Origin of the sequence: Streptomyces sp. Alt3, from assembly GCF_030719215.1 — a bacterium.
GTDB lineage: Bacteria > Actinomycetota > Actinomycetes > Streptomycetales > Streptomycetaceae > Streptomyces > Streptomyces glycanivorans.
This window is the reverse complement of record NZ_CP120984.1, coordinates 259,758-278,920: the sequence shown is the minus strand read 5'-3', so window position 1 is coordinate 278,920 and position 19,163 is coordinate 259,758. Positions and strand designations below refer to the sequence as shown.

The window sequence follows — 19,163 nt, the reverse complement described above, 5'->3', positions numbered from 1 at the left end:
TATGTTGAACCATGCTTATGCTAACCAGATGTTAGAATTCAGATCAGATCAGTGAACAAAACGTGTGACCAGTGATGTGTGCTGATGTCATCATGGCCGCCAACATCGCCGACTATTGCCGCGAGTGGGCCGATCAGGGCGACTACGAGCGCTGCGCGCTCGGGCGGTGCCCAGATCACGACGGCGGCGATCACCGCGCTCTCTGCAGTGGCAGCTGACGCTAGAGCCAGCGCAATAGTTCTCCGGTTGACCCGGCGGCATACTGGAAGACGTTGAGGACCTGCTTCATGTTCGGGTTCCCTTCAGCGCGCCGATCAGCTCCTGGGCCTGGTAACTCTGGAGGCTGGTCGGCGTTGCGTTTTTTGAGCGGTGACGACCGGAGCGAATGCCTCGGCACAGCTATAAGCCTGCCGACAGAAGCCCAGAACCCAAAATTTCACAAATCGGACATTAGGGTACTTAGCATCGTGGGAAGGGGTGGCGCTTACCCTGCCCCCAACGCGCGCGTTGGGGGCAGGGTAGCGCGACCCCTTCCACGGCGCTAGATATGCGGGCGTACAATTTTTTGTGTCACAGATCACATTCACAGTTGACGATCAATCACCTCGTATCAGTACCAACCGAGTTGAGGCGGGCCTGCCAGACCATCAGCTGAGGGCTAATCGCGCAGATGAGATGGACCAGCCGCATTTCAGATCGCGGCCTCGCACAGCAGAAAGGAGCGACCTGCTCGCCGCAGGCCTCCGCTTCCACGCCCCTCCCGACGAGACGGCTCCCGCCGCCCCTGGAGTCCCGGATCAGCCGAGAAGCAGAGCGCGGCGACGCTGAGGGCCGAGCCGGAGCATGCATGGCACGTGCACGCTTTGGCCTCGGCAGAGGCCGGGCCCGGCCCTGGCCCAGGCCGAGGCGACGCCGCCATCTGCAGCAGCAATTGGCGGCGTCGGGTGAGCCCATCGCGGATCTCCAGCGGGCGCTGAAGCTGAAGGCGTTGATGCCGGCGCCGGAGCGGCCGGTGCTCGCGCAACCGTCGGTCACTGGGTGGGTGCAGCTGCAGGGCGGATCCGCGGGGAGCCTCGATGAATAACCTGCGGCGAGCTTCGGCGGGTCTGGACGTGGCGCAGGGTGGCACCCGGTGTGGGTGCCACCCTCCGTCGCCCTGTGCCGTGTCAGGGGCGGTAGCCGCCTGGATGAGGGGCACGATCAAAAGTTCGTTGCTCTCACGACCCCACTACCTGTTCGTCGCACCATGGGCAAGGAAGCCACCGGATCCGCTCTCGTCCGCCTCGCCCGGTGGTGGATCGAGCCACAAAGCCACACAGACCGCCTTGGCAGGACAGGCTGCCCTGCCAAGGCGGTCGGCTTCGGGGCATCAGCCTCGGTTCTGGCCGTTGCGGAGTGAGGTGGCCCCTCTGATGGAGGGGCCAACCGGAATGGTCAGGGGCCAATCTCCCGGCGGAGAACCGGGATGCTGGCTCCGAAGGTCATCAGGCCGGCCATTACGCCGGCCGAGGACTGGCCTGTGCTGTAGAAGGTCAGGAACCCCATGGTGACACCGATGATCACTGCGATCATCAGCACGAGGGCGGAGTGAGTGCTGATCAGCGGAGGCTGGCTACTGGTGTCGTCAGGAGAGGGAGGTAGCGTGGTCAAGCTCGTTGCACCTTTCGAGTGTCTGGCAGAAGCGGCCCCGGGTGCGACCGGGGCCGTTCGCGTTGGTGCGAACGAACGCTGCCGCGTTCTGCCCAGCGGGGCACCCTGCCCCCCTGTGATTGCAATCCTGAAGGGCTTTCAGGGACCGCCAACGGGCGTACATTAACGCTTTGACCCGCAAAGTAGAGCTCCGCTAAGTGCTTCATTGCGGGTTAAACCGTCGAGGTCAATCCGCCAAAATTTGGGGGCCGTATGGACCGGGATGAGGAGTCCTTGAAGCGTCGGATACGGCGTCTCAGGGAGCTAGAGAAGAACGGCCGGCTTCGAGCGGTGAACGGCACACTCGCCGATGTGTGGCGTGAGGGCAGTGAGCCGAAGACGGTTCGTCTACGCCACAGCTTCGTGATCCGCAGGCCTGACGTAGTCGAGGAGCCTCCTGCGGCGCAGCTGCTGAACCCTCGCGGAGTCGCTCTCCGGTTCTACCTGCTGGCGCTCTTCGAGGCACAGTGTCGTCTTGCCCCGGGCGCTCAGTGGACGGGGGGTGACCGCCCATTTCGTGGGCGCCGCGGATGGAACGCCTTCATCGCCGTCGATGTGGCTTACAGCAGTACGACAGACACGTACGCCCGGGCTCTTGAGCGCACGCAGGAGACGAAACGGATCCGCCAGGTCAAAGGTGCGCTCCTCACCCTGGAAGGTCTGGGCGAGCAAGCACTGGTCGAGATCCCTCTCAAGAGAGGAGGCAAGTACCGGGACCACCAGGCCTTCAGGCTGATGAACGAAACGGGGCGGGGAGCCGCCGCGCTCACCCCCGATTACTACACCGTCCCGCCAGTGGACAAGCAGATGATCGAGATACCGATCGACTTCCTCCTCCAAGGGTGGGTGCAGGTTCTCCACCCATCGGAGATCTTCACCTGGCTCAGCTTCCGCCTTCTGAGCGCCCATTTCCCGGCCAGGCACCGTCTGTCCGGAAACTACCTGTACGCCAAGAAGCGTGAGCACTTCCATCTGCTTCGGGACTCGTGGGAGGACAGCTGCCAGACACTCGTGGAGTTCGGGCTCCTCCGCCGCATGCCAACGATCGCAGAGGCAACGGCCGCGAGGGCGACGCAGGGCATCTTCGGGATTCTGTTCCCGCAGTCTGGTGGGCTCGGCGGTCGGGAGGACCGCTACGAGCCGTACCGATATCAGCTGACCGACAAAGGCCTTGCCGCTGACGCCCTGGAGACGTGCATGAAGGAGCTGCTCATCAGGCTGAAGCGGCAAGGGCGGTGATTCGGGCGGTGAGGTGGCGCTTCTGCGAGGTAGCTGATGCTGCCGCCGGGCGCAGGTGCGGCTGCGCCGCGCGTAGCCGAGGGCGCACCAGGATCAGTGCTTATCCGTGGCAGGAATGGTGAGCCGGTAGGTGGCGCTGTCCAGTTCGGTTTTTTGAGGACGCCGGCTGTGGCGAGGTCGCGGAGGGCGCTGCGGGCTCGCTTCTCCTGCTGTCGCTGGTCGCCGTGGCCGTGGCCGGCGTCGCGGAGGGCCGTGACGGCGCGCTGGGTGTCCCAGGTGCCTCCTAGGGCGCGGATGGGCTTTTCCAGGGTCTGCGCAATGGTCATGGTCTTCACTGCTCCTGGTGGTACTTGCGCTTGTGGTTTTTGATGCTCTCCCGTGTCCCTCGGTAGCCGGGCTTGGTGGAGCACTCGTGGCACTCTTCCCAGACGCCGGCGTCGACGGCGGCGCGGCTGACGGAGTGGTGGGGGCCGTACCCGTGGGTGTGGAGGAACTCGGGCACGGAGGAGCCGTACTTGACGGCGACGAGGGCGGCTTCGGCGACCTTGTCATGGCCCGGGGCGAAGAACTTGCCGAGGCCGACTTCCTTCTCGCACCCGCACCAGCACGTGCCGGTGGGGATGAGGCGGGGCTTCTTCTCTGTCATGTCTCGAGAATGCCGCAACCCTTGGGTTGAGCACAAGAGTGCAACTCAAAGATGTCACCCAAGGGTAGGTGTGACAGGGCGCCGAGCACCGGGTAGGGCGGGGACACTGCCGGACGCCGAAGACCTCTGTCTCGACAGCAATATGACCGGTCACATCCGGCCTGGGAGCAACCGTCGGTCCTCCCCGGTGTCACGTACTGTTCCGGTTCTGGATCATGCCCTTGACCCATAGAATTGCGCATATTTTCGGCATTGATCTTCCGGTGCGTGAGCGGCGCGCTGGGACCGCAGTGGGGTGGGAAGCGCGTTGACTGGTACCACGACGACCGTGCACGACGTACTCAAGGCAATCCGTGACGGCTTCGCCGTGAACCGGGACCGCGGCACCCGCTTCGAGGAGCTCATGGTCCGGTACCTGAGCACCGACCCGCAGTGGACCGAGCAGTTCAGCCGCGTGTGGATGTGGTCCGACTGGCCGGGTGCGGAGCACGACAAGCGGGACACGGGCATCGACCTGGTGGCCCAGGACCGTGAGACGGGCGGGTTCTGCGCCATCCAGTGCAAGTTTTACGAGCCGCACCACACGATCCGCAAGGAGGACATCGATTCCTTCTTCACCGCCTCCGGCAAGGGTGCGTTCACCCGGCGGATGATCATCTCCACCACCGACAAGTGGAGCGACAACGCGGAAGCTGCGCTCGCCGACCAGCAGGTTTTCGTCACCCGGGTCGGGCTGTCCGACATCGCGGACAGCCCGGTGGAGTGGCACCTGCCCTCAGCCGGGGTGGATCACGAGGTCGAGATGACTCTGCGGTCGAAGAAGGCGCTGCGTTCGCATCAGAGTGCTGCGGTCGAGGACGTCTTCGCGGGCTTCGCCGAGCACGAGCGCGGCAAGCTGATCATGGCCTGCGGCACGGGCAAGACCTTCACCAGCCTGAAGATCGCGGAGCGTCTGCAGCAGGAGCGTGCCGCCTCCGGGCAGGGCGACCACACCACCGTTCTGTTCATGGTTCCTTCCATCGCTTTGCTGTCGCAGTCGCTGCGCGAGTGGTCCTACGAGGCCGAGGTTTCGCTGCGCGCCTTCGCCGTCTGCTCCGACACGAAGGTCGGCAAGCAGAAGGCGAAGGATGGCGATGACCAGGACATGGCCACCCATGACCTGGCTCTGCCGGCGACCACGGACCCGGAGCGGCTGGTCGCGCAGATGGCCAGTGTCGAGGCCACGCCGGGCCTGACGGTGGTCTTCTCCACGTACCAGTCGATCGCGACGGTCTCGGCCGCCCAGAAGAAGGGCCTGCCGCGGTTCGACCTGATCCTGTGCGACGAGGCCCACCGCACCACCGGGGTCACCCTGTCCGGGTACAACGAGTCCTCGTTCGTCCGCGTCCACGATGACAACTTCATCGGCGCCGACCACCGCCTGTACATGACCGCGACCCCGCGTGTGTACAGCGACGACACCAAGCAGGACGCCAAGAACGCGGAGGCGGCCGTCGCCTCGATGGACAACGAGGTCCAGTACGGTCCCGAGTTCCACCGCCTGGGCTTCGGCAAGGCTGTCGAGCAAGGCTTGCTCACCGACTACAAGGTCCTCATCCTCACCGTGGACGAAGACGTGGTCGCCAAGACCCTCCAGGAGGGCCTCGCCGGCGGAGACTCCGAACTGCGGATCGACGACGCCGCGAAGATCATCGGTTGCTGGAACGCGATGGCCAAGCGCACCGGCACCTTCGCCGACGGCTCCGGCTTCGGCGAGGACGAAGCCCCCATGAAGCGGGCCGTCGCGTTCTCCCGCTCCATCGCCGCCTCCCAGGAGTTCACCGAACGCTTCACCCAGGTCGTCGACGCCTACGAAGACTCAGACGACGAGATCCTGCGCTGCGAGGTCGACCACGTCGACGGCACCTACAACATCCTTCGGCGCAACCGGCTCCTGGACTGGCTCAAGCAAGACCCCGGCCAGAACCAGGCCCGCATCCTGTCCAACGCCCGCTGCCTGTCCGAAGGCGTCGACGTCCCCAGCCTGGACGCAGTGCTCTTCCTCAACCCCCGCAACTCCGTCGTCGACGTCGTCCAGTCGGTCGGACGCGTCATGCGCATCGCACCGGGCAAGAACTACGGCTACATCATCCTGCCCGTCGCCGTCCCCGCCGGGATGAGCCCGGAACAAGCCCTCGCAAAGAACGATCGCTTCAAGACCGTCTGGCAGGTCCTCCAGGCGCTGCGCGCCCACGACGACCGCTTCAACGCGACCGTCAACCAGATCGAGCTCAACAAGAAGAAGCCCGACATCATCGGCATCGGGCACATCGGCCCGGGCGACGAGACGTTCGGTGACAAGGACGGCTCCAGCACCGCGGACACCGCCAAGGACAAGGAAGCCCAGAGCGCCCAGCACGTCCAGGACGCCCTGTTCTCCATCAGTGACTGGCGTAACGCCATCTACGCCCGCATCGTCGACAAGGTCGGCGAGCGCCACTACTGGGAAACCTGGGCCAAGAACGTCGCTGAGATCGCCGAACGCCACGTCACCCGCATCAAGGCAGCGCTCGCACTGCCCGACAAGCGGGCCGCCTTCGAGGAATTCGTCACCGAGCTGCGGGCCACCATAAACCCCGACGTGAGCAGCGACATGGCGATCGACATGCTCGCCCAGCACATCATCACCAAGCCCGTCTTCGACGCCCTCTTCAAGGACTACGGCTTCGCCCAGCACAACCCGGTCTCCAAGGCCATGCAGGGCATCCTCGACATCCTCGACGACCAAGGCCTCGACGCCGAGACCAAAACCCTCGAGCGCTTCTACGACTCGGTGCGGATGCGCGCGGAGGGCATCGACAACCACGAAGGCCGCCAGCGCGTCATCGTCGAGCTTTACGACAAGTTCTTCAAAACTGCGACAAAGAAGGCAGCCGAGGCCCTGGGCATCGTCTACACCCCGGTCGAGGTCGTCGACTTCATCCTCCGCGCCACCGACCAGGCCCTGACCAAGCACCTCGGCAAGTCCCTGTCCGACGAGGGCGTCCAGATCATCGACCCCTTCGTCGGCACCGGCACCTTCCCCGTCCGCCTGCTGCAGTCCGGCCTCATCAAGCCCGAAGACCTCCTGCGCAAGTACACCAGCGAGCTCCACGCCAACGAGATCGTGCTCCTCGCGTACTACATCGCCGCCATCAACATCGAAGCCGCCTTCCACGACCTCGCCGGCGGCGACTACCAGCCCTTCGAAGGCATCGTCCTCACTGACACCTTCCAACTCGCTGAGGGCGGCGCAGCGAGGCTCGACGGCATGGACGTGTTCGAAGGCAACAGCGAACGCGCCAAAAAGCAGAAGACCCAGCCCATCACCGTCGTCATCGGCAACCCCCCGTACTCGGCGGGACAGGACAGCCAGAACGACGACAACAAGAACCTCAAGTACGAGACGCTAGACAGGCGCATTGCACAGACTTATGTCGCTCAGTCCACAGCCACTCTCAAGACGTCGCTGTACGACTCTTATATCCGTGCTATCCGCTGGGCTTCCGACCGCGTTCAAGACGAGGGCGTAGTCGCCTTTGTCTCCAACGGCGGCTACATCGACGGCAACACAGCCGACGGACTGCGCCTCTCCCTGGTGAACGAGTTCGACGCGATCTACTGCTACAACTTGCGCGGCAACCAGCGCACAGCCGGGGAACTTTCCCGTAAGGAGGGCGGCAAGATCTTCGGCTCAGGCAGCCGAAGCACCGTTGCCGTCCTGATCCTCGTCAAGGGCGGAACCGCCGCTGACAGTGGCGAAGGCTGTCAGCTCTACTACCGGGACATCGGCGACTACCTCAACCTCGAGGACAAGCTCCGCATCGTGTCCGGCCAGGCCCTCGATACGGTGGAATGGCAGCAGATCACCCCGAGTCCGGAGGGTGACTGGGTCAACCAACGCGACGAGCGGTTCACTACCTTCCAGGCCATCGGCGAGAAGGAAAAGGCTCTGCGGGAGCGGTCCGTCTTCGTCCTCCATTCCAACGGCCTCATGACTGGCCGCGACTCTTGGGTTTACAACTTCTCTCGACCGAAGCTCACGGAGAACGTCAAGTCGACGATCGATTTCTATAACGAACAGGTCCGCGGCTTCGAGGCGCACTGCGAAGAAACAGCACTGGCTTCCCCGTCAGCAGTCGACATCGACCGGTACATCGACAACGACCCGAAGAACATCAGCTGGAACCGGCCGGACAAGACGAATATCGCGAAGGGGCGGCGGTATGCCTTCGACGGCCAACGTCTCTTCACGTCCACGTACCGGCCGTTCACGAAGCAGCATCTGTACTTTGACTCGCAGCTGAACGACATCGTTTCCCAGCTCCCCCGCCTTTTCCCGACGCCCGAGCACGAGAACCTCGGCTTCTACGTCGTTGGAGAAGGGTCCGCAGTGCCGTTCTCGGTCATAATGCTCGACCGCCTACCCGACCGTCACGTCACGGGAGCAGGCAGCGGTGGCAAGTTCTTCCCCCGCTACGCCTACCGCGAGCTGAGCACCGGCGATGACCTCTTCGCATCTACCGAAGGCACCAGCGACGGCGACGCCTACGAGCGTGTCGACAACATCACCGACACCGCCCTCGCGGGGTACCGCAAGACGTACCCCGACCTGGCCATCACCAAGGACGATGTCTTCTACTACACCTACGGCTTGCTCCACTCCCCGGAGTACCGCGAGCGCTTCGCCGCGGATTTGAAGAAATCCCTGCCACGCATCCCCAAGGTGCGTGACTTCCACGGCTTCGCCGAGGCCGGCCGCAAGCTCGCCGACCTGCACATCAACTACGAACAGGCCGAGCCGTACAAGGGCATCGTCAAGACGGTGACCGGCGACGCGTCCGCCACGCCCCCCAGCGAGCTGTACCGGGTCGCCAAGATGAAGATCCCGAAGATCAAAGGGCAGGCTGACCGGTCGACGATCGTCTACAACACCCGGGTCAAGCTGACCAACATCCCGGAAGAGGCGTACCGCTACCAGCTCGGTGCCCGCTCCGCGATCGAGTGGATCATCGACCGCTACCAGGTAAAGGTCGACAAGGCCTCGGAAATCGTCAACGACCCCAACGACTGGTCCGACGACCCGCGGTACATCATCGATCTGCTCAAGCGAATCGTCACGGTCAGCCTGGAAACGATGAAAATCATCGACAACCTTCCGGAGCTGGACATCTTGGAATAGCTGGCAGGTCATGTCCTCCGCGCCGACACAGCGAGGGGTCCGGGTCGGTTTTGGCGTGTGGGTAGCGAGGCAATCCTGGGAGCCGCATCTGATACAGGCCCGCCATAGCGTCGGCGTCACTACACCACCAAGCGCGCTAAGGGCCGAGATGAGGGCTCAGGCGGCATACACACGCTGGTCATGGAGACGCCCCGCGCATGGAGGGGGCCCTCGATCGAGGGCCCCCTCCATGCGCCTTCGTTACTTGAGTGTCTTGGGCTGCCAGCGGGCGGCGGCTCCGATGGCGCGCGCCTCGTCGGAGACATCTGCCCGGAGTTGCTCTAGACGCTCGGCGTCGGCCTCTCCGCCGACGGCCGCTGCGTCCCATCCAGCACGGAACGCGGTCTTGTCGAGCGCGGCACGGACATCGCGAAGTGCAAGAAGCCCGGCCTCAATGACGTCCAGGGGCGCCGGGGTGGTGCGGCGCGGTGCCGGGCTCTTCTCAGCCGTGGCCACCTCGAGCTTCATCTCCTGCGCCGCGGCCTTCAGGGAGGCGACGGTGACCTTTCCGCCGTCCGCCTCCGCCCTCTCCAGCACTGTTCGGGCCTTGTCCTGCCCGTGCGTCTCGACGATCGGTGCCAGGACCTTCGCCTGTGCGGGCAGCAGGGGCCGGTTCGTCGCCTTGACGAGCGGGGCCACCAGGGCGAGGCACTTGCCGTCCTTGATGAATTCACAGACGGCCGTACGGTCCATGTGGAGCACGGTGGCTGCGTACTCGTCCAGCGACGCGTAACCGACCTCCTTGTGGAACTCGTCCCCCACGAGGATCGCCAGCGCCGCCCCGGCCTCGATGCGCCTGCGGACCCGGGCCGCGCGGACACTCCCCATCTCGGTGAGCTGCGCCCGGCGCAGTGCGTCCTCGACAACGGCCAGGCGCTCGGCCGGAGTGCCAGTGACCTCATCACGCTGGAGCGGCACGGCTGGAGGTGTCCGGCTCCGCGGCGTCCCGCTTCGGAGCGCGCCCGGGGGAGCAACCGGCGAGGCCGGCGGCGCGACGCCGGGTGTCAGGCCGAATAGGTCCCCCGTCGTGTCGGTCATGCGGCGTGGTCCCTTTCAGCGGCTCGGAGCAGTACCTCGCGGGCGAGGTCCTCGGCCACAGATGCCGAGGAACGGAGACCGCCCGCCCGTGGCCGTCCCGCTCGCCCCGGTCGGAAGATTCCCAAAGAAAAATGCAGCCGCGACGTCACGCAGCGGCCCCTCGCAGGCACTGACCCTTCGACAGCACCAACCAAGTTCATCGATCGGAGCCAGCGATGCTGGAGTATGAGGTTGCAGCCCTCGTTGCTGTGGCCGGTTGTCTAACGGGCATGTTGCGGATGTGGATCCGGGTGCACGGCGACAAGAGCATGGCTCGCACCCGCAGCCGGCATCGCAGTGAGATGATCCGGGGCCTGCCCTGCGGCAGCCGGGTTACCGACGAACACGACAAGATCACCGTTGAAGTCGGCAGACCGCGGACGACTGAAAGCCAAGGGGGCGGCAGTGTCATCGTGGGTCATTGAATGGTCAGAACAGGCGGCCTGCTCCACCGCTGATTCAGACGACCTGTTCGTGCAGTCCACGGCACAAGGTCGGAGCAAGACGGTGTGCACCGGCTGCCCCGTGCGCACCGAGTGCCTGGCCGACGCGCTCGACAACCGGGTCGAGTTCGGTGTCTGGGGTGGCATGACCGAACGGGAACGACGCGCCCTGCTGCGTAGGCGCCCCACCGTCAGGTCCTGGCGCGCTCTGCTTCAGAGCGCCCGCACCGAGTTCGAGCGGAGCAGCGGGCTCCTGGTGGAGGAACGGCCCAAGCCGCCGCAGGAGCAGTCAGTCCTGTCGGCGGAACAGGAGCAGCAGTACGGGGTCCTCTTTCGGGCCCGTTTCGTGCCGACCGTCGGGTTTCTGATCGCTGCGGGCGCGGGCCGGTACGATGCCGAAGATGCGGTACAGAGCGCCTTCGTGCAGCTGGCCCGAGTGTGGGAGTCGGTCACTCACCCCGCAGCCTGGCTGCGGACCACCGCCTGGCGGATGTGGCTCAAGGCCAAGGGGAAGGAAAAGACCTGGTCCCTGGACTCCGCTGCTCTGGGCGAGGTGACCATCCCTGACCCGTGTGGCGACATCGCCGAGCAGGTCGACCTCGTGCAGCTGCTGCGGCGGCTTCCTGCCCTGCAGCGCACGGTAATGGCCTTCGAAATCGACGGGGCCACACCCACGCAGACCGCTGATGCGCTCGGAGTCCCAGGCCCCAACGTTCGTCAGAACCTGCGCAGGGCACGTCAGAGCCTCGAGCGCATGCTCCAGGAACAGGACGAAGGAGGTGCACTGTGAGCAGCTCACCCAAGCGCCCTGCCGCCCAGCCGGAGGATGGCGTGCTGGCCTCGGCTATGCAGCGCCTGACCACCGCACTGAACGCGACCACAGACGTCGAAGGCAGGCTGGCCGCTGCCCTCTATGCCGCGACCCTGCCGCCCGCGCCCCTCGTGACTACCTCTGTCGACGCGTTCCTCGCTCACGGCCGAGAAGAGCTCCACACCACGCTTGAGGCAACCACGGATGTGGAAAGCCATCTGACCTTGGCACGGTACGAAGTCGACCTCGGGACTGCTGCACGGATAGGTGACACCTGACCTGGCTTGCTGGCTCGTCAGCTCGCTGGCTAACCACGAGCTGACGGGGTGCAGAACGCAAGCGGGGCGCCGGCCCCGGGATGGCTGGCGCCCCGCTGCCGTGCCGTCAGGCCAGTTCGGGTGTGGGCGCCTCGGTCCGGCTGCCGCTCAAAACATCCACGATGCGGAAGTCGTCGCGCTCCAGGGCTTCGACGATCGCCACGGCCATGCTCTCAAGCCCGTCCGTGTCGGCAGGTAGTCCGCCGTGCGCCTTCCGGTAGGCGACCATGGTGTCCACGATCCTGACCACAACCTCGATGTTCTCCGCACTGCTCTGCATCACGCCTCCTGTTCGTTGCTGCCGCCGTTGACCGCGCGGAGCCGCCGGTGAGCCTTGAACGCCCCCGGGTTCCGGCCAGTCATCGGCAAGGGGACGCCACGGTTGCCCAGGGCGGACACGGCCCACGCGGCCAGCCGGGACAGGGTTACGGCGGCCAGCGGGAAATCCAACGGAGCCCCCGAAGCGATCATCAGGGTATCCGCGCCGAGAACTTCGTGATGCTGCCTCACGTTCGGCGAGTGCCGAGCGTCCTGGTGTAAAGAAGCCAGGCGATGAGAGTACCCGGGGGATTACGACCTCCCCTGATCGGCTGGGGCAGCAGCTACTCATGATCGGAGCACGGCCCGATGACGCAGTCGTCCGGTGGTCCCTACGAGGATCGATCAGTCGAAGAGCAGATTCAGCACCTGAAGAGCCGCGAGAAGCACTTCAAGCGGGTGATCGAGAAGCGCATCGCGCGTGGACACATCGATGACGTGTGGCAGGAGGCACTCCTTCACATGTTCAAGCGTCTGCAGTCCGGGCCCCCGGTCGCGAAGCTGGACGCCTACATGGCGACCGTCTGCGTGAACGCGGCGACCGACCTGCTCCGCCAGCTCGGCCGACAGGCCGACGCCTTCGCCGGCGGAGACCTGGACGAGTTCAGCGAGACCGGCATCGTGATCGATTTCGACCGCGATGTGGACCTTGTGAGGGTCCAGTCAGTCATGCGCGAGGAACTGACTCCGCAGCAGCACAAGGTCTACATCCTCAAGCACTACTACGGGCTCGACTCCCGCAGCATCGCCGAACTGGTCGGTGCAGCGAGTGACAGCGCTGTGCGCCAGATGATCAGGGCAGCCAACCGGAGGCTTCGCGAACCGGCCGTGATGCGCCGGCTCGCCGCGGAGGACTAGCTCCTCCCTCTGGCCTACGGCTTGGGGTACCGAAACCCCCCGCAAATTCGGTACCCCCGACCCGCAGACCGGAGGGGAGGGCTAGCCCTGCTAGGCGCGCCTTCTCCCACCCACCCACCCACCCACCCACCCTTCCCGAAGGAATCACTGTGTTCGAACGAATCACCAACGCTTTCGCCGTGGTGCGGACTCTGCTGTCAGTGCTCTGGATCCGCGCGTACCGGCTCGTCGACAACCTGCTCACCGGTTCACCGGCGTGGGGGCGGTCTCCCGCTCGGCGGGCCACCGCCGCGCGGCTGCGCACTCACCGACTGGTGCGCCCGAACGTGGCTACGGATTAGGTGGATGAGCACTTGAACGGTCTCCTGTCAGAAGCCAACGAGTGATCCGACCCACCACATGAGTCACTGAATAATCCGATCAACGTCACCGGTCACGGTGAACACCTCATCGCGGCAGCAACTCGGGGGAGCCGGGCCCGTCGCTCACGCGACGGGCCCGGCCTGCGTCGTAAGGAACAACAACCGCGCAGCCGGAACCACCAGCCACTCGTTGGCACCCCCCTTCGCACCACCAGGCGCTGCGACCCCGTCCCCCCGAGGACTTCACCGAACATGACCACCCCAGCCCAGCTCCGGACCCAGAACCAGACGCTCACCCAGGACCTGGAGCGAGCCACCACAAAGATCAAGTACCTGAAGATCGCGCTCGCCGTCATGACCGGCATCATCGCGTCGCTCATCACCTACCTCATCGTCGGCAACCTCAACGCGACGCCGCTCCTCAGCGTCGGTTGGAGCGCCAGCGCGTTCATCGTCACCACCGGCTTCGTCTTCACCATCCAGGAGAAAATCTCGCATTCGTAACCACGAACACCCCAGAAGCCGAACGATTCGCCGGCACACACCTCCATGACCGCCGCGGTGCCCACGACCGGCAGAGCGGACACGGCCCTCGCGGGCGTCCGGGTGACATCGCTGCGCCGGGACCGATAAGCGCCGAGGAGCCGGGCTGTGGCCCCTCTGCGGGCCGAGCTGGGGCGTGTGCGGCACGAAGCACGCCCCAGCCATGGCCGAGGCGCAACATCTGCGGGAGCAGCTGGTGGTGCGGGGCGAGCACATCGCGGACCTGCATGGATCTTGTTCGCCAGGTCGCTAGCCGAGCCAGACGATGTCCAGGACCGCCAGGTGCCGAGTGAGCTGGCTGATCACGTACACGACGGAAAGCTGGCCGATGGAGGCCGCGCGGACGCCTTCGCCTTCGGGATCCCCGGTGTTCCACTGCGGCCAGCCCCACGGAGAGCGCACCGCGATGTCAAGGACGTCGCGGACCATCTCCCTGGCGGCCGGGGGAAGCTCGGTGAGTGTCTTCGCAGCCTGCGGTGACAGGCGTACCGCCCACGGTTCAGCGGTCATCCGCGGGCACCCAGGACGTCGTCCAGGTCCACGAAGGCTGCCTCGTCGCGACCGGAGTCCATGTAGGCGTCCACGGCCGGAGCCGCGGCGACGCGGAGCTGCCAGGTACGCACGACATCATGCAGCGGGGTCAGGCTGTAGGTGTGGCGGGAGTCATCAAGAGCCTTGTTCCAGTCCCGCTCGAAGGCCGTCACCCACGTCCCCGCGCGCCGGTCGGCCCGCAGCTGGGCGAGCACGTGGGCTGCGGCGGCCGGGGCCGGCGGGGCAGGGGCTTCCTCAGGCTGCGCGCTCATCGGGTCCTCCAGTGGTCGTACTGCCACGGTAGCCGTCACCGGGGCGCCGGAGGAGAGGTCGGCTTCCTCTGGGTGATCTGTCCGCCCGGCAGACGGTTCCCTATGGGGTGGCGGGTTGGTGGGGGTGCCCGAACTCGTCGTCGTCCGGGCTGGTGTCCTCTCCGGCGGACTCGCACAGCGGCCCGCCTTCCGGGGCTGCCCATACACCGGTCCAGCGTGGGTGACGGTCGGTGAGGGGCCGGTGGCATCCCCTACAGAGGAACAGTGGGGCTCCGTGGCCGCGGAGCCGTGCCGCCATGGCCTGCTCGCCGACCTCCGGAACGTTCTCGATGGCGGGGTGGAAGGCGTCGAAGCAGACCGACATGTTCCACGCCGCCGTGTCACAGGCGTCGGCCCAGGTGAGCTCGTCGGTCACCGGGTACCTGGCTCGCCAGCCGAATGTGGGCAGCCCGCCGTCCTCGGTCGGCTCCGCGAAAGCGGTGAGCACCGCCGCGTCGTAGTCGGGCCGAACCGCACGGATCTCTTCCTCGAGGAGGAGGCGCAGGACTTCGTGCAGCTCGTTGAGGGTGGCGAGGATCGCCTTCTCGGTGTTGGCGTGCGTGTCGGACTGAAGCCATGCGCAGCGGATCATGGCGTCGAGGGGCCAACCCGTGAGGACGGCTTGCTCAATCACGGGCTGGCCGCCTGTCAGGACGAGGCGGTGGCGCATCGGGAGGCCCTCGATGTCGCCCTGCCACTCAACGTCTTCTCCGGCTTCCGCGGCCTGGACGGCGTCCTGCACTGTGGGGTAGCGGTCGCGCAGCGGGTAGAACTCATCCGCGTCCGCCCGATCCGGTGCGGGCTCGGATGCCTGCCTCGTCGCCGTGGTGTCCGTGCGCCGGACGGGCTGACGGGGATGACGCTTCTTCTTCGGCACGTTGTCTCCTGAGGTGCTCAGGCCTTCGCCGGACCTTCATCATGTCCGTCCAAGTTTTGATTTTTCCGGGCTTGTATTGGCGTGTGATGTACGGGGCGGGGAAGCTCCATCAGTCTTTGGAGAGCTTTGAGTGCGATTCTGATGTTTGCCTTTGCGGCTTGTTCGGTGATATGGAGATAAGCGGCGACTTCTGAAATATTTTGGTCGGCGAGGTAGAACAGCCTCAGGCATTCAGCCTGCAAGGGTGCACGGCCTTCGAGATCCGCTAAGGGCTGTCCCGTAAACGATCTTCAGAGGGCGACGCGCGGCCCAGCACGCGGCCTTGCTGGGTCCTCTGCTCGTGTGCTGCCCGGCTTCAGGCCCGTGCGGGGAAGTCAGGATGGTCGGCGTAGGGCGAGGCAAGGTCACGTAGGTCGTGGCACGGCCAGGGGTCGCGGGCGTGACGGGCCAGGATGCGCCGCTTGGCTTCGACCTCGCGCAGGACGCGGGCCGGGTCGTGCAGTGCCACATGCAGAGCAATCGTGGGGTGGAATCCGGAGAGGTCAACCTGGCAGAAGTCGACCGTGTGTCCGTGGGCAGACCATTCCCCGCATCCGTCGCCGTCGCAGCGTCGGGCCAAGTCGGCCTCCTCGTCGAGCCGCGCCTTGAGAAACTTCACCAGCTTTTCAGTCATGGGAGCATTCTCGACGTTGTGCCGGCACCATGAAACGATCTTGTGGTGTCTGGTGTGATCACGGCGTCGGAGTCGTCCTGGATAACCCCGTTCACGGGGCTGAGCCCGCGTGTCTTCGGCAGGTTGGTGACTGAACTGCGCCGCGAGGGTGCGGATCCGGTGCGCAAGGGCCGCCCGTGGTCCCTTCCGCTGGAAGACCGGGTGCTGCTTGTCGCGGCGTACTGGCGCACGAACCTCACGTTGCGCCAGCTTGCCCCGCTCTTCGGGATCTCGAAGTCCGCGGCCGACCGAATCATCGATGACCTCGGCCCGTCGCTCGCGCTGCAGCCCCGCAAGCGATTCCGCAAGGACACCGTGCTCATCGTGGACGGCACTCTGGTGCCCACCCGCGATCACACCATCGCCGAGCAGTCCAAGAACTACCGGTACTCCACCAACCACCAGGTCGTCATCGACGCTGACACCCGGCTCATCGTGCTGGTCGGCCGGCCACTGCCCGGCAACCGCAACGACTGCAAGGCGTGGGAGGAGTCCGGCGCGAAGGCCGCCGTCGGCAAGACGATGACGATCGCCGACGGCGGCTATCCGGGCACCGGGCTCGTAATGCCCCACCGACGCCGCAAAGGCGAAGAGCTGCCCGACTGGAAGCAGGCCCACAACAAGTCCCACAAACAGGTCCGCGCCCGCGTCGAGCACGTCTTCGCCCGCATGAAGACCTGGAAGATCCTTCGCGACTGCCGCCTCAAGGGCGACGGGGTCCACCACGCCATGCTCGGAATCGCCCGCCTACACAACCTCAACCTCGCCGGATAGACGGGCAGTCGGGTTGGTCACCGACCACGTCCACACGCCTCAGAGATCATTTACGGGACAAGACTTACGAGCTCGTGCACGGTTAGCGGTGAGACGTCGATCTCGGATCGGCGATCATGGGCTGCGTGGTGGGGAACGTGACGCGCACAGCGATCATCAGCGACCGGAGGATCACGGGCTTGTCGGCCGCTGTGATCGCTGAACTCGTGTCGGAGGTGGGGCCGTTGTGGCATGAACGTCATCAGGCCAGGCTTGCGTCCAGGCCGCGGAAGCGTGCAGTTGGCGCTGGTGCGAAGCACCGCATGGTTTTCGTCGACCGGCTCCTGGCCACGCTCGTGCACCTTCGCCACGGGGTTACTCATGACGTGCTGGCCTGCTGGTTCGACGTGGACCGCTCGACCGTCACCCGTGCCATCGGCGAGGTGCGGCCCCTGCTCGCGGAGCGGGGATGCACGGTCAGCCCTGACGTGCGGCTGCGAACGCTGGCCGAGGTCGTTGACCATCTCGGCCAGGCCGGGAAGACCGGCATCATCGACGGCACCGAGATCCGTGTCCGCCGCCCTTCCGTCGGCCGCAAGGACCGGGACAAGTTCATCTCCGGCAAGAACAAGCAGAACGCCGTGAAGGCCATGGTGTTCACCGACGGGGACGGGCGGCTGCTGTTCTGCAGCCCGACCAAGCCCGGAAGCTGCGCGGACATCACCCACGCCCGCGAGTTAGGGCTGGTCAAGCTCCTGACCGACGGTCCAGCGGTCGAGATCCTCGCCGATGCCGGCTACCAAGGACTCGGAGCACAGACCGGCGGCCGCGTCGTGACGCCACCGCACCGCAAGTTCAAGAAGAACGCCCCGGACTGGTACGAGGAAATGCACGAGCGCCAGCGCAAAACGCACTCCTCACGCCGCATCCGGGTCGAACACGGCATCGCCCACCTGAAGAACTGGCGGGCGCTGGCCCGCCACCTCGGCCGCCGCGAGCACATGGACGACACCATCCAAGCCATCGCCGGCCTACTGTCCCAGCAACAGACCGCAGACCGGATCCCGGCTTGGCAGACGTGAGCACCACGGCTCCGCCTGGCACTGCGACGTCTCACCGCTAACCGTGCACGAGCTCGTTAGCTCATGCACTACATGGGGCAAACGGGTCCGCGGGAAGATGGGCCTTGACCCCGAATTCTGAACACGGGTTATGCGGCTTGTGGCAGCGTAGTTGGTGTGCGGTGGAGGGCGTTCTCGAAGGCGATGGGTGATCGTTGTCCGAGGCGGGAGTGTCGGCGTCGGGTGTTGTAGCGGTGGAGCCATCGGAAGGCGTCGAGTCGGGCCTCGCGCTCGGTCGGCCAGCTTTTTCGTCCTTGCAGGGTCTCGCGTTTGAAGGTCGCGTTGAAGGATTCGGCGAGTGCGTTGTCCGCGCTGGACCCGACCGCGCTCATGCTTCGCCGCACCCCTGCTGACCTGCAGGCTTCGGCGAAAATTTTGCTCGTGTACTGGGCTCCGTGGTCGGTGTGCATGATCGATCCGGCGAGACTGCCGCGGGTTCGGATCGCTGCGGTCAGGGCGTCGGTGACGAGGTCCGCGCGCATGTGGTCGGCGATCGCCCAGCCGGCCAGACGGCGTGATGCGAGGTCGATGACGGTCGCCAGGTAGCAGAACTTCCCGCCCTCGATGGGCAGGTAGGTGATGTCGCCGACGTACTTCGTGTTCGGCCTGTCCGCGGTGAAGTCGCGGCCGATCAGGTCCGGGGCCTTGGCGGCGGCCGGGTCGGGGACAGTGGTGCGGTGCCGGCGGCGCAACCGGATTCCTTCGATCCCGGACGCCCGCATGATCCGGGCGACGCGCTTGTGATTGACCGCGACACCGTTCTCCTCGCGGAGCTCGGCGGTGATCCTCGGGGCTCCGTAGGTGCCGTCCGATTCCTGGTGCACCGCCCGTATCCGGGCGGCCAGGCGGGCGTCGGCCACCTGCCGGGCGGCCCGGTCCGCAGCCGTCCGCCGCCAGTAGTAGAAGCTCGAGCGGCTGACACCGAGGATGCTGCAGAGCCGCTTCACGCCGTGACGGCGCTGGAGGTCGGCGACACACTGGAAGCGGTTCACCAGCGCGTCTCCCCGGCGAAATACTTCGCCGCTTTGCGCAGGATCTCCCGTTCCTCCTCCAGCTCACGGACCTTCTTCCGCAAGGCGGCGTTCTCCGCCTCCAGCGGTGCCGGCGGCAGGCCTGGTTCCTGTGTCCGCCGTCCTCGGGGACGGCTCACCCCGGCTGCCCGGACCCAGTTCCGCAGGGTCTCCGGGTTGATCCCCAGATCGGCTGCGACCGACCTGATCGTCGCATCCGGCCGCGACTCGTACAGCGCGACCGCGTCCGCCTTGAACTGCGGCGGGTAGTTCTTCATGACCACGAGATGTCCGTTCTCAGATCCT

20 protein-coding genes and 1 pseudogene are annotated in these 19,163 nt (G+C 65.7%); 11 read left to right on the top strand and 10 right to left on the bottom strand.

What is annotated here, in order from left to right; translation table 11 throughout:
* The first annotated feature begins 92 nt into the window (after positions 1–92).
* Positions 93–218, top strand: a complete 126-nt coding sequence (locus P8A20_RS38495; RefSeq protein ID WP_306105465.1) for a hypothetical protein — start codon at positions 93–95, stop codon at positions 216–218.
* A gap of 1,216 nt (positions 219–1,434) precedes the next feature.
* Here P8A20_RS38495 and P8A20_RS38490 read toward each other — a convergent pair.
* Complete coding sequence (locus P8A20_RS38490) at positions 1,435–1,650, bottom strand: hypothetical protein (protein WP_306105464.1); 216 nt, start codon at positions 1,648–1,650, stop codon at positions 1,435–1,437.
* Between the two features lie 252 nt (positions 1,651–1,902).
* Here P8A20_RS38490 and P8A20_RS38485 point away from each other — a divergent pair, with 252 nt between their 5' ends.
* Positions 1,903–2,928, top strand: coding sequence for a hypothetical protein (locus P8A20_RS38485; RefSeq protein ID WP_306105463.1), 1,026 nt, complete (start codon positions 1,903–1,905; stop codon positions 2,926–2,928).
* 331 nt (positions 2,929–3,259) lie between these two features.
* Here the strand turns inward: P8A20_RS38485 and P8A20_RS38480 are convergent, their stop codons facing one another.
* A complete protein-coding gene (locus P8A20_RS38480; protein WP_306105462.1) occupies positions 3,260–3,574 on the bottom strand; it encodes a hypothetical protein in 315 nt (104 codons plus the stop codon).
* 328 nt (positions 3,575–3,902) lie between these two features.
* On the opposite strand from P8A20_RS38480, the gene P8A20_RS38475 reads away from it, so the two are divergent.
* Positions 3,903–8,774, top strand: coding sequence for a DEAD/DEAH box helicase (locus P8A20_RS38475; protein WP_306105461.1), 4,872 nt, complete (start codon positions 3,903–3,905; stop codon positions 8,772–8,774).
* A 240-nt stretch (positions 8,775–9,014) separates the two neighbouring features.
* Here P8A20_RS38475 and P8A20_RS38470 read toward each other — a convergent pair whose 3' ends face one another.
* Positions 9,015–9,731, bottom strand: coding sequence for a hypothetical protein (locus tag P8A20_RS38470; RefSeq protein ID WP_306105460.1), 717 nt, complete (start codon positions 9,729–9,731; stop codon positions 9,015–9,017).
* A gap of 564 nt (positions 9,732–10,295) precedes the next feature.
* Here P8A20_RS38470 and P8A20_RS38465 point away from each other — a divergent pair.
* The 3 genes and pseudogenes from P8A20_RS38465 to P8A20_RS38455 all read left to right on the top strand — a co-directional run.
* Positions 10,296–10,589, top strand: a pseudogene (locus P8A20_RS38465) (WhiB family transcriptional regulator); the annotation flags it as partial.
* Positions 10,590–10,823: 234 nt separating this feature from the next.
* A complete protein-coding gene (locus P8A20_RS38460; protein ID WP_306105475.1) occupies positions 10,824–11,123 on the top strand; it encodes an RNA polymerase sigma factor in 300 nt (99 codons plus the stop codon).
* The gene (locus P8A20_RS38455) at positions 11,120–11,422 is read left to right on the top strand and encodes a hypothetical protein (RefSeq protein WP_306105459.1); all 303 of its coding nucleotides are present in this window, start codon (positions 11,120–11,122) and stop codon (positions 11,420–11,422) included. The genes P8A20_RS38460 and P8A20_RS38455 overlap by 4 nt, the downstream gene beginning before the upstream one ends.
* 106 nt (positions 11,423–11,528) lie before the next feature.
* Here P8A20_RS38455 and P8A20_RS38450 read toward each other — a convergent pair whose 3' ends face one another.
* The gene (locus P8A20_RS38450) at positions 11,529–11,741 is read right to left on the bottom strand and encodes a hypothetical protein (RefSeq protein ID WP_306105458.1); all 213 of its coding nucleotides are present in this window, start codon (positions 11,739–11,741) and stop codon (positions 11,529–11,531) included.
* Complete coding sequence (locus P8A20_RS38445) at positions 11,741–11,932, bottom strand: hypothetical protein (RefSeq protein WP_306105457.1); 192 nt, start codon at positions 11,930–11,932, stop codon at positions 11,741–11,743. The genes P8A20_RS38450 and P8A20_RS38445 overlap by 1 nt, the downstream gene beginning before the upstream one ends.
* A gap of 156 nt (positions 11,933–12,088) precedes the next feature.
* On the opposite strand from P8A20_RS38445, the gene P8A20_RS38440 reads away from it, so the two are divergent.
* The 3 genes from P8A20_RS38440 (at position 12,089) to P8A20_RS38430 (ending at position 13,503) form a co-directional block, all read left to right on the top strand.
* Complete coding sequence (locus P8A20_RS38440) at positions 12,089–12,637, top strand: sigma-70 family RNA polymerase sigma factor (RefSeq protein WP_306105456.1); 549 nt, start codon at positions 12,089–12,091, stop codon at positions 12,635–12,637.
* 149 nt (positions 12,638–12,786) lie between these two features.
* Positions 12,787–12,978 carry a hypothetical protein gene (locus P8A20_RS38435; RefSeq protein ID WP_306105455.1) on the top strand — a complete coding sequence of 64 codons (192 nt, stop codon included), beginning with the start codon at positions 12,787–12,789 and terminating at the stop codon, positions 12,976–12,978.
* A 273-nt stretch (positions 12,979–13,251) separates the two neighbouring features.
* Positions 13,252–13,503, top strand: a complete 252-nt coding sequence (locus P8A20_RS38430; protein WP_306105454.1) for a hypothetical protein — start codon at positions 13,252–13,254, stop codon at positions 13,501–13,503.
* 288 nt (positions 13,504–13,791) lie between these two features.
* On the opposite strand, the gene P8A20_RS38425 is transcribed toward P8A20_RS38430, so the two are convergent.
* The 4 genes from P8A20_RS38425 to P8A20_RS38410 all read right to left on the bottom strand — a co-directional run bounded on the left by P8A20_RS38425 (position 13,792) and on the right by P8A20_RS38410 (position 15,934).
* On the bottom strand, positions 13,792–14,052 hold the full coding sequence (locus tag P8A20_RS38425; protein WP_306105453.1) for a hypothetical protein: 261 nt from the start codon (positions 14,050–14,052) through the stop codon (positions 13,792–13,794).
* Positions 14,049–14,345, bottom strand: a complete 297-nt coding sequence (locus P8A20_RS38420; protein WP_306105452.1) for a DUF6247 family protein — start codon at positions 14,343–14,345, stop codon at positions 14,049–14,051. The genes P8A20_RS38425 and P8A20_RS38420 overlap by 4 nt, the downstream gene beginning before the upstream one ends.
* Before the next feature lie 100 nt (positions 14,346–14,445).
* On the bottom strand, positions 14,446–15,261 hold the full coding sequence (locus P8A20_RS38415) for a hypothetical protein (RefSeq protein ID WP_306105451.1): 816 nt from the start codon (positions 15,259–15,261) through the stop codon (positions 14,446–14,448).
* A gap of 355 nt (positions 15,262–15,616) precedes the next feature.
* The gene (locus P8A20_RS38410) at positions 15,617–15,934 is read right to left on the bottom strand and encodes a DUF6221 family protein (protein WP_267042791.1); all 318 of its coding nucleotides are present in this window, start codon (positions 15,932–15,934) and stop codon (positions 15,617–15,619) included.
* Positions 15,935–15,979: 45 nt separating this feature from the next.
* Here P8A20_RS38410 and P8A20_RS38405 point away from each other — a divergent pair, with 45 nt between their 5' ends.
* Entirely contained in the window at positions 15,980–16,747 is a 768-nt protein-coding gene (locus P8A20_RS38405) for a transposase (RefSeq protein WP_306105450.1), read from the top strand.
* A gap of 116 nt (positions 16,748–16,863) precedes the next feature.
* Positions 16,864–17,808 carry a transposase family protein gene (locus P8A20_RS38400; protein ID WP_371934449.1) on the top strand — a complete coding sequence of 315 codons (945 nt, stop codon included), beginning with the start codon at positions 16,864–16,866 and terminating at the stop codon, positions 17,806–17,808.
* 128 nt (positions 17,809–17,936) lie between these two features.
* Here P8A20_RS38400 and P8A20_RS38395 read toward each other — a convergent pair.
* Positions 17,937–19,141, bottom strand: a protein-coding gene (locus P8A20_RS38395; protein ID WP_306105448.1) for an IS3 family transposase whose coding sequence is annotated in 2 segments (ribosomal slippage) — positions 17,937–18,850 and positions 18,850–19,141 — 1,206 coding nt in all. Because the reading frame shifts where the segments join, the coding sequence is not laid out codon by codon here.
* Between the last annotated feature and the right edge of the window lie 22 nt (positions 19,142–19,163).

Excerpts from the sequence above, each read along its gene's own strand:
- P8A20_RS38420 (WP_306105452.1), bottom strand. The coding sequence starts at position 14,345 with ATGAGCGCGCAGCCTGAGGAAGCCCCTGCCCCGCCGGCCCCGGCCGCC.
- P8A20_RS38495 (WP_306105465.1), top strand. The coding sequence starts at position 93 with ATGGCCGCCAACATCGCCGACTATTGCCGCGAGTGGGCCGATCAGGGC.
- P8A20_RS38440 (WP_306105456.1), top strand. The coding sequence starts at position 12,089 with ATGACGCAGTCGTCCGGTGGTCCCTACGAGGATCGATCAGTCGAAGAG.
- P8A20_RS38460 (WP_306105475.1), top strand. The coding sequence starts at position 10,824 with ATGTGGCTCAAGGCCAAGGGGAAGGAAAAGACCTGGTCCCTGGACTCC.
- P8A20_RS38400 (WP_371934449.1), top strand. The coding sequence starts at position 16,864 with ATGGGCTGCGTGGTGGGGAACGTGACGCGCACAGCGATCATCAGCGAC.
- P8A20_RS38425 (WP_306105453.1), bottom strand. The coding sequence starts at position 14,052 with ATGACCGCTGAACCGTGGGCGGTACGCCTGTCACCGCAGGCTGCGAAG.
- P8A20_RS38480 (WP_306105462.1), bottom strand. The coding sequence starts at position 3,574 with ATGACAGAGAAGAAGCCCCGCCTCATCCCCACCGGCACGTGCTGGTGC.
- P8A20_RS38430 (WP_306105454.1), top strand. The coding sequence starts at position 13,252 with ATGACCACCCCAGCCCAGCTCCGGACCCAGAACCAGACGCTCACCCAG.
- P8A20_RS38445 (WP_306105457.1), bottom strand. The coding sequence starts at position 11,932 with ATGATCGCTTCGGGGGCTCCGTTGGATTTCCCGCTGGCCGCCGTAACC.
- P8A20_RS38485 (WP_306105463.1), top strand. The coding sequence starts at position 1,903 with ATGGACCGGGATGAGGAGTCCTTGAAGCGTCGGATACGGCGTCTCAGG.
- P8A20_RS38450 (WP_306105458.1), bottom strand. The coding sequence starts at position 11,741 with ATGCAGAGCAGTGCGGAGAACATCGAGGTTGTGGTCAGGATCGTGGAC.
- P8A20_RS38410 (WP_267042791.1), bottom strand. The coding sequence starts at position 15,934 with ATGACTGAAAAGCTGGTGAAGTTTCTCAAGGCGCGGCTCGACGAGGAG.